At 46.5% G+C, this 8573-nt stretch carries 10 protein-coding genes; 5 read left to right on the forward strand and 5 right to left on the reverse strand.

The features are described from left to right. Positions 1–171: 171 nt before the first annotated feature. Complete coding sequence (locus tag VN105_RS27915; protein WP_142686051.1) at positions 172–807, reverse strand: deoxynucleoside kinase; 636 nt, start codon at positions 805–807, stop codon at positions 172–174. A gap of 48 nt (positions 808–855) precedes the next feature. Then, a complete protein-coding gene (gene trpS, locus VN105_RS27920; RefSeq protein ID WP_325646459.1) occupies positions 856–1863 on the reverse strand; it encodes a tryptophan--tRNA ligase in 1008 nt (335 codons plus the stop codon). A gap of 185 nt (positions 1864–2048) precedes the next feature. On the opposite strand from trpS, the gene gatC reads away from it, so the two are divergent. The 5 genes from gatC to VN105_RS27945 all read left to right on the forward strand — a co-directional run bounded on the left by gatC (position 2049) and on the right by VN105_RS27945 (position 5037). Continuing rightward, the gene (gene gatC, locus VN105_RS27925; protein WP_325646461.1) at positions 2049–2339 is read left to right on the forward strand and encodes an Asp-tRNA(Asn)/Glu-tRNA(Gln) amidotransferase subunit GatC; all 291 of its coding nucleotides are present in this window, start codon (positions 2049–2051) and stop codon (positions 2337–2339) included. Between the two features lie 5 nt (positions 2340–2344). Then, positions 2345–3046: an ABC transporter ATP-binding protein gene (locus VN105_RS27930; protein WP_325646463.1), complete on the forward strand. Its 702-nt coding sequence runs from the start codon at positions 2345–2347 to the stop codon at positions 3044–3046. Positions 3047–3133: 87 nt separating this feature from the next. Continuing rightward, entirely contained in the window at positions 3134–3694 is a 561-nt protein-coding gene (locus tag VN105_RS27935) for a cob(I)yrinic acid a,c-diamide adenosyltransferase (RefSeq protein ID WP_325646465.1), read from the forward strand. A 21-nt stretch (positions 3695–3715) separates the two neighbouring features. Continuing rightward, positions 3716–4306 carry a riboflavin synthase gene (locus VN105_RS27940; RefSeq protein WP_325646467.1) on the forward strand — a complete coding sequence of 197 codons (591 nt, stop codon included), beginning with the start codon at positions 3716–3718 and terminating at the stop codon, positions 4304–4306. Between the two features lie 41 nt (positions 4307–4347). Next, positions 4348–5037 carry a hypothetical protein gene (locus VN105_RS27945; RefSeq protein WP_325646469.1) on the forward strand — a complete coding sequence of 230 codons (690 nt, stop codon included), beginning with the start codon at positions 4348–4350 and terminating at the stop codon, positions 5035–5037. Here the strand turns inward: VN105_RS27945 and VN105_RS27950 are convergent, their stop codons facing one another. From VN105_RS27950 to VN105_RS27960, 3 genes are all read right to left on the reverse strand, one after another. After that, a complete protein-coding gene (locus VN105_RS27950; RefSeq protein WP_325646471.1) occupies positions 5038–6390 on the reverse strand; it encodes a DUF58 domain-containing protein in 1353 nt (450 codons plus the stop codon). 22 nt (positions 6391–6412) lie between these two features. Further along, positions 6413–7393: a MoxR family ATPase gene (locus VN105_RS27955; RefSeq protein WP_325646473.1), complete on the reverse strand. Its 981-nt coding sequence runs from the start codon at positions 7391–7393 to the stop codon at positions 6413–6415. A gap of 3 nt (positions 7394–7396) precedes the next feature. Beyond that, on the reverse strand, positions 7397–8573 hold a 1177-nt coding region (locus VN105_RS27960; protein ID WP_325646475.1), incomplete at its 5' end, for a DUF4350 domain-containing protein.

An 8573-nucleotide genomic window follows, 5' to 3' on the forward strand; every position in this document is an offset into this window, starting at 1 on the left:
ATTTTAGCTACAATTACTCCGTTAACATCCCCATCCATCTCCTCAAAACTCAAAACTCAAAACTCAACAAAAAATAAAAAATCATCCAAATCCCCAAAATCCTAATCAGCGTAATCAGCAAAATCAGCGTAATCCTGAGTCAGACAAAATCTGCGGCAAAATCCGCTCGGATCAGAACAAACCGTACAACTGGGAATCGATCCTCGAAATGATCTCGCCCAGATCTTCATCGCTCTCAGGAAATTTGTTCTTATCAATATCAATGATCAGTAACGGCCCTTCGTTATACTTCTCTATCCAGTTATTGTAATATTCGTTCAGGCGTTTCAGGTAGTCCAGCCGGATATTTTCCTCGTACTCCCTTCCTCTTTTCTGTATCTGTGCTACCAGCGTGGGTACGGATGCCTGCAGGTAAATCAGCAGGTCCGGTGGTTTCACCATGCTTTTCAGCGTTTCAAAAAAGTTGAAATAGTTATCAAAATCACGTTTGGTCATCAGTCCCATTTCATAAAGATTGGGCGCAAAAATATGCGCATCTTCATAAATGGTCCTGTCCTGGATCACCGTTTCCTTTCCGTTCTGTACTTCCAGCAACTGCTTTAACCGTCCGTTCAGGAAATATACCTGCAGGTTAAAAGACCAGCGGGGCATATCTTCATAAAAATCGTTCAGGTAAGGGTTATGCTCTACATCTTCATATTGGGGATGCCATTTGTAATGCCTGCACAACATTTCTGTGAGCGTGGTTTTGCCTGCGCCGATATTGCCGGCAATGGCTATATGTTTGATCTTATGCTGTTTTGCCATGCGATGTGAAGTGGTTAATACTGAAAATAGCTACAGTTGGCGACTTTTTCAATAATAATTTATACCAATTAGTTTTTTCGCCTGTTGCAAAGTTTGTGCCGCATTCGCCCTGGCCTTTTCTGCACCGGCTTTCATAATCTTCTTCAGGTAGTCGGTATCGCGCTGCAACTCTTTCGAGCGCTCGCGGATAGGCGATATAAATTTCACCATATCTTCCCCTAACTGTTTTTTCAGATCCCCGAAACGGATATTTCCCTTGCTGTTCCATTCCGATTCATAGAATGGTACTACATCCGGGGCAGACACCAGTTTCATCAGGTCCAGCAGGTTCTGTACAGTTTCAGGTATGGGGGCACCCGGCTCACCGGAACCACTGTCTGTTTTTGCTTTTTTGATCTTGTTGATGATCTTATCATCTTCATCCGCCAGGTATAAGGTAGCCAGTTCATTCTCACTTTTACTCATCTTTCCGTTACCATCCAAACTGGGGATACGTACCAGGCTGTCGCCATAGTTGAACGCCTCCGGTTCCGGGAACAGGTCGCCATAACGGTGGTTGAACCGCTGGGCGAAATTGCGCGCCATCTCCAGGTGTTGTCCCTGGTCCTTGCCCACCGGCACTTTTACCGCACGCTGGATCAGGATATCCACGCTCATGAGCACCGGGTAAGTAAGCAACCCTGCGTTCACGTTCTGCGGCTGCAGCCGCACTTTATCTTTAAAAGTAGGTACCTTTTCCAGCTCACCCACATAGGCCAGCATGTTCATGAGCAGGTACAGCTCCGCTATTTCAGGGATATCGCTCTGTACGTACAACGATACCTTTTCAGGATCCAGTCCGGATGCGATATTCTCCGCCAGTACCCGCATCACATTCCCCGGAAGATCCTTCGGATCAGGATGGGTGGTCAGCGAATGCCAGTCTGCCACAAAAAAATAGCAGTTAAACTCTTCCTGCATCCGGATATAATTACGGATAGCGCCAAAATAATTGCCTAAATGCAAATAACCGGTAGGGCGTATGCCGCTTACCACAATTTCTTTTTCAGTAGCCATAACAGGGCGCAATTTAAAGAATAGCTTTTAGCTTTTAGCCATTCGCAACAGGCTGTTTTGTAAAAAAAACGCCAAAAGCCCAAACCAGATGATCAAAAGCACTTTATTCTGTCCGTTTATCCCTAATTTTGAGATACTATCATATTTACCATTTATATTTCATTATCTTTTGATTTAATTTGATTATGGAAGTGAACGACGTACTGGTGCAGCAGCTGGCCGATCTGGCCAGGCTGGAATTTAACGACCAGGAGAAGATTGAAATACGCGGAGACCTCCAGAGGATGATCACCTTTGTGGAGAAACTTAATGAACTGGATACTACCAACGTAAAACCATTACTTCATCTGACAGATGATTATAATGTTTTCAGGGAAGATAAGGTAATACCCGTGATCACCCGTGAAGAAGCACTGAAAAACGCTCCTTCCGCCACGGAGGAATACTTTGAAGTACCGAAAATAATAAAGAAATAACCCACATGGAAAAGTCCGTCATACACCTGGAAGAAATCAGGAAAAGCTATTTTCTCGGTAAAAATGAATTACCGGTACTAAAAGGCGTATCGCTGGACATCTTCAAAAATGAATATGTAGCGCTCATGGGCCCTTCCGGCTCGGGGAAATCTACCCTCATGAACATCCTGGGATGTCTTGACACCCCTACCGCAGGGAAATACATCCTCAGCGGACATGACGTGAGCAAAATGGAAGACAACGACCTCGCCGTTGTACGCGGCAAGGAAATAGGCTTCGTATTCCAGCAGTTCAACCTCATGCCCCGCCTTACCGCCCTGGAAAATGTGGCCATCCCCCTGATCTATGCCGGCATAAGCAAAAAGGAAAGAGACGAAAGAGCGATCGCGATGCTGGAAAAGGTAGGTCTTGGCGAACGCTATAAACACAAGCCCAATGAGCTTTCCGGCGGCCAGTGCCAACGCGTGGCCATCGCCCGCGCCCTGGTAAATAATCCCTCCCTCATCCTCGCCGATGAGCCCACCGGTAACCTCGATTCTAAAACATCCGTGGAAATTATGGAGATCTTCGGTACCATCCATGCCTCCGGCAATACCGTAGTACTGGTTACACACGAAGAAGATATTGCCGACCATGCCCGCCGCGTTATCCGCCTCCGCGACGGCGTTATCGAATCAGACCGCATCAACGAAAAAGTACACGCATAAAATATTCGCACTATAAATAACGGCGTTACAGGATCATTTCCCGTAACGCCGTTATTCGTAATTTGCAACCAATCAACACCAACACCCATGTCTTTCAAAATATATACTAAAACAGGCGATAAAGGCAAAACATCGCTCATTGGCGGTACCAAAGTACCCAAAAGCGATGTCCGTATCGATGCCTACGGCACGGTGGATGAGCTCAACTCCTACATCGGCCTGGTAAACGATTACATGGCAGATCCGGATACCAAAAACCTGCTCCGCGAAATCCAGGATCGCCTCTTCACCATCGGCGCAGCACTGGCCTGCGACCCCGACAAAGAAACCAAACTGAAAATACCCGACCTCCACGAAGCTGATATCACCCTCCTGGAAAAAAGCATCGACCAGATGAATGAGGAACTTCCGGCCATGAAGTCGTTCATCCTTCCCGGCGGACACGTGGCGGTATCTACCTGCCACATCGCCCGTTGTGTATGCCGCCGCACTGAACGCCTCTGCGTAGGCATGCAGGAACACGATATGTTCATTGAACCGTTAGTACTAAAGTATATTAACCGCCTCAGCGATTACCTCTTTGTACTGGCCCGGTGGACTGGTCACAAACTGGGCGTGGATGAAATCCCCTGGAAACCCCGGGTATAGAAAATTGCTTAAATTTGTCAGATGTTTACAGGAATCATAGAAACACTAGCAGAAGTAGTATCTACCAGGAAAGACGGCAGCAACCTGGTGATCACCATACAAACCCCCCTGGCGGCTGAATTGAAAATAGATCAGAGCGTGTCGCACAACGGGGTTTGCTTAACCGTTACCAACATACAGGGTAATACCTACGAAACCGTAGCAGTAGATGAAACCCTGCAAAAAACAAACCTTGGCCAGCTCACCCCTACACAGTTCGTAAACCTGGAAAGAGCCATGGTGTTCAACGGCCGCATTGATGGCCACCTGGTACAGGGCCATGTAGACAGTGTTGGTGAATGCCTCTCCTGCCAGGAACAGGACGGCAGCTGGCTTTTCCGCTTCCGCTATCCATCTCAGTTTGCGGCGCTGATCGTGGAAAAAGGAAGCATCTGCCTCAACGGCATTAGTCTTACCGTTTTCGACGTTACCAACGATCAGTTCTCTGTAGCCATTATTCCATACACTTACGAATTTACCAACATATCGAAAATAAGAACCGGCAGCCTCGTGAACCTGGAATTTGATATCCTCGGTAAATATGTGGCCAGGCAAATGGCAGTAAGGAATTAATACAGCCGGCCGACCGCCGGCGCTAAAACAACGGAAACCGCATGTTGAAATATCTCCTGCTCTGCACCGTCTTTTCTTTTACCCTGCCGGCAAATGCACAGCAGGCAAAGGTAGCGCGCATAACAGCCTTTTATGATGCCGATGCTGTAACCGAATTGTACAACACAGCGCCACTGGGTATCCGGCTTACCTACACCGACAGCTCCACCCAGCAAACAACAGGACTGCTGGAAGGAAACCTCCGCTGGAACAAACTAACCGTAAACAGCAACAACGGACAGGTGCAAAACGGCGTGCTCCGTTTTAACAGGGAGCAACTGGTGAAAGATAATTACCGTATAACCCTTACCGTTACTACACCTGATAACGCTACCCATCAGGCAGCCCTGCAACTCCCTGTTATTACCGGCATACGTTTCAACCATTACGCCGACAGCATCAAACGCGATATCCGTTTTTATCTCAATATAGAAGGAAAATTCAGCAGCGGGAAAGTATTTCCACTCGATACAAGCGCCGTGCGCTTTGCGGCTTCAGACGGGAAATTAATTGGTCAGGACCTCTTACTACCCAAAAACGATACTATAAAATCAGTGACCGTGGAAGCCTGGTGCAAACATAACAACCGGCTCTACCTGCGCTCGGTGATACCCGTAAAACAAGCGCCGGATGCAGATTCGCTCATCATGAAAAATACCGATGACCTCTTTAAAAAGAAAAGGAGGAATTAACTAGATCAGCATACGCGATTTCAACTCCAGGTACTTATTAACTACATTCAGCGTTAGCTGCTCCGGGGGGCTCAGCAACGACATAATACCATATTTAGCCAGCTCCTTTACAATGAGCTTCTTATCATAGGCAAACTTCTGCGCAATGGTTTGCCTGTAAATACCCTCCACATCCTGCACGGTTTGTTCTGTTAACCGCTTCAGCTCTGTGTTTTCAAAAAACACCACCAACACCAGGTGATAACGCGCCAAACGCCTTAAAAAAGGCAGCTGCCGGTGCAGGCTCGACATCGACTCAAAATTAGTATAGATCATCAGCAGCGACCTGGTAGATAAACTGCTGCGCAACTGCACGCTCAGTGCTTCGTAATCGCTCTCCTGCCAAAGTGTTTCCTGTGCATACAGCGTTTCAAGGATTTTGTTCACCTGCACTTTCTTATTGCTGGCAGCCAATACCTCCACTTTGTTTTCCGTGAAAGTAACCAGTCCGGCTTTGTCTCCTTTGTCTACCGCCACATTGCTGAATACCAGCGATGAATTGATCGCATAATCCAGCAGCGATAATCCATTGAAAGGCATCTTCATATTCCGGCCCTTGTCAATAATGGAGTATACCTGCTGCGATCTTTCTTCCACATAATTATTGATCATCAGGTTACCGCTGCGGGCGGTAGCTTTCCAGTTCAGCATACGTACATCGTCGCCTTTTGTGTAAGGCTTAATGTGATCAAACTCCATACTGTGACCAATTACCCGGCGCTTATGCACGCCCAGTTCATTCAGCCGGTTCATATAGGAATACAACGCATAATGCCGCAGCTGGTGAAAACTGGGATATACGCTGATCGTTTGTTCATTATTAAAAATAAAACGACGGTTTACAATGCCCAGCGCACTTCTCACAAATACATTAGTGTAACCAAAATTATAAAGTCCCCTTTCTACGGGTCGCAACACATAGCGGAAAATATGTGCGCCTCCCGCTGCCACCTTTGCTTTCAGCAAAAAATCGCGGCGCTGGAACTGCAATGGCAGCTCATCTATTACAGATACAAATACCGGGAACGGGTACCCGCTCCGGAAGTCAAGCAACACCTCGTTGTCGTCCCCGTTGCTGAAACGGTTACTGGCTTTACGTTCCATCGATACAATAGTGGAAGGGCGCAGTATCAGGAGGATCATATCAAGCAATACAATACCCACCAGCACAATAAAGGCGATCAACGCAATATTGAAAATACGCGGAACAAAAAACGAAAGGATAAACAACAGGATATTCCCTCCCAGCAGGAAGTAAAGCCTGTTGGTAAAAAAGAGTACCTGGAATAAATTATTTTTTACAGTGGCCGGCATACTAATAGCTTCTTGGAGATGATTATCTCGGTACCTCTATCGTTTTTACGATCTGTGCAATCACGTCATCTGTTTTAATGCCTTCCATTTCTTTTTCAGGAGTGAGCATAATACGATGGCGCAATACATGCGGCACCATTTCCACCACGTCGTCTGGGATCACAAAATCGCGGTTCTTCATTGCAGCAGATGCTTTGGCGCAGTTCATAACGGCAATGGATGCACGCGGTGATGCTCCCAGGTACAGCGATGAGTTCATGCGTGTTTCATTGATGATGGAGGCAATGTAATGGAACAGTTTTTCATCTACTACTACCTGTCTTACCAGGTTCTGAAACTCGATGACCTGTGTGGTAGTTACCACTTTACTGATCATTTTTGTAAGATCTGTTTCCCCGTTGAAATGATGAATGCCGCGTAATACCGCTACTTCCTCTTCCAGGTTGGGATACTTCACTTCTATTTTAAACAGGAACCTGTCCAGCTGCGCTTCCGGCAGCCGGTAAGTACCTTCCTGCTCAATCGGGTTTTGCGTGGCAATTACCATGAAAGGCCGGTCCAGCAACCAGGTGGTGCCATCGTTAGTGATCTGTCTTTCTTCCATTACTTCAAACAGGGCCGACTGTGTTTTTGCCGGGGCACGGTTTATTTCATCGATCAGTACAAGATTACTGAAAACAGGGCCTTTCTTGTATTCAAACTCCCTGGTTTGCGGGTTAAAAACAGAGGTACCCAATACATCCGCCGGCATCAGGTCCGGCGTAAACTGGATACGGCTGAAGTCTGCATCCACGCATTGCGCCAGTAATTTTGCCGTGAGTGTTTTGGCAACACCGGGAACACCTTCAATCAGCACATGTCCCTGTGTAAGCAAACCTGCTATCAGCAGGTCTACCATCTGGTGTTGCCCAACTATTACTTTACCGATCTGCTCCCTGATGCCTTCCACACCTTCGTGCAAGGCAGAAAAATCAGTCCTGGGTTGAAATGTATTGGTATCCATTATTTATTTCGTGTTTATATAAAATTGTTGAATGCGGTTATAAAAATCTTTCAGTTGCTCATCGCTGATATTTTCTTCCAGCTGCACATGATGCACCATGTGCAACAGCTTTCTGATCTCTTCTTCCGGTACCGCCGATTTACCCGATAGCGAAGCAATGAATTGATCGTTCAGTACATTGGTGTTCAGGTAATAACGGGAACGTATATACTCCATAAAATGAACGATCATTTTATGCGCCAGGTTGTAGTTATTATGCTGTTGATAATACAGCTGCCCGATAGCATCTACAAACTCCAGCGAGGTATTGTTTACAGGCGGCTTATCAGGAATGATCCGTTGCCGCCGCTTACTTTCAAACACTACATACAGCAGCAGCAATACTACAGCAAGCCATAGCGCCCAGCGCATGGATGCATAACGCATCAATACCTGCCACTCACTGAAATCGCCCGATTGTGCGCTGCGCTGGCTGTTATAGAAATCATCCCAGTATACATTACTGGCGCCGTCTGCCAGGTACGACAACTGCGTTTCCATTGCTTTCACATTATTGCGGTGCAATAAAAAGTAATTGGTAAAAGTATACGGATTCAGCAACAGGTAAACGTAACCACGACTGTAAGCAATACGGATAAAGTTAGGTTTGTTCTTATAGTTGTAGCCCAGTATGCTCGTCGTATTGCTGTCTACCCCTGAAAAATAACTTCCGCTCACCATACCCGGGTAACTGAAGGAAGTATCCATGGGGATGGTTTCATCTGCATACCGCTGCACGGTGCCTGCTTTTTTGAACTGCATATTGCTGCTTTCCACGGTAACAAACTTCAGTGTTTTCTCCAGTAAAGGATCCGGTGTATTGATGGCAAGAAACAGTTCATTTCCCCGCGATACATAATCCAGCATAGCATCAATATCCTTCTCTGTGGTAAACAGCCGGTCGGCCACCAGGATATACACGTTATTGCGGAATTTTATTTCGTTGTCTTTATCAAATGTTCTGGCAAATGGCTTTGTTACCACCTGCACAGAATTTCTCAGGAACAGCTGCGGCAGCATTCTGAAGGCCGCATAAGCGCCACCCGCTTTTTTATCCTTGCTGTAAAAAGATGATTGCGTCATATCGGTAGACTGCTCATTCTTTCTGTTGGCAAAATTTCCGCTTGCCACCACCAGTACT

Origin of the sequence: Chitinophaga sp., assembly GCF_035564935.1 — a bacterium.
Classification (GTDB): domain Bacteria; phylum Bacteroidota; class Bacteroidia; order Chitinophagales; family Chitinophagaceae; genus Chitinophaga.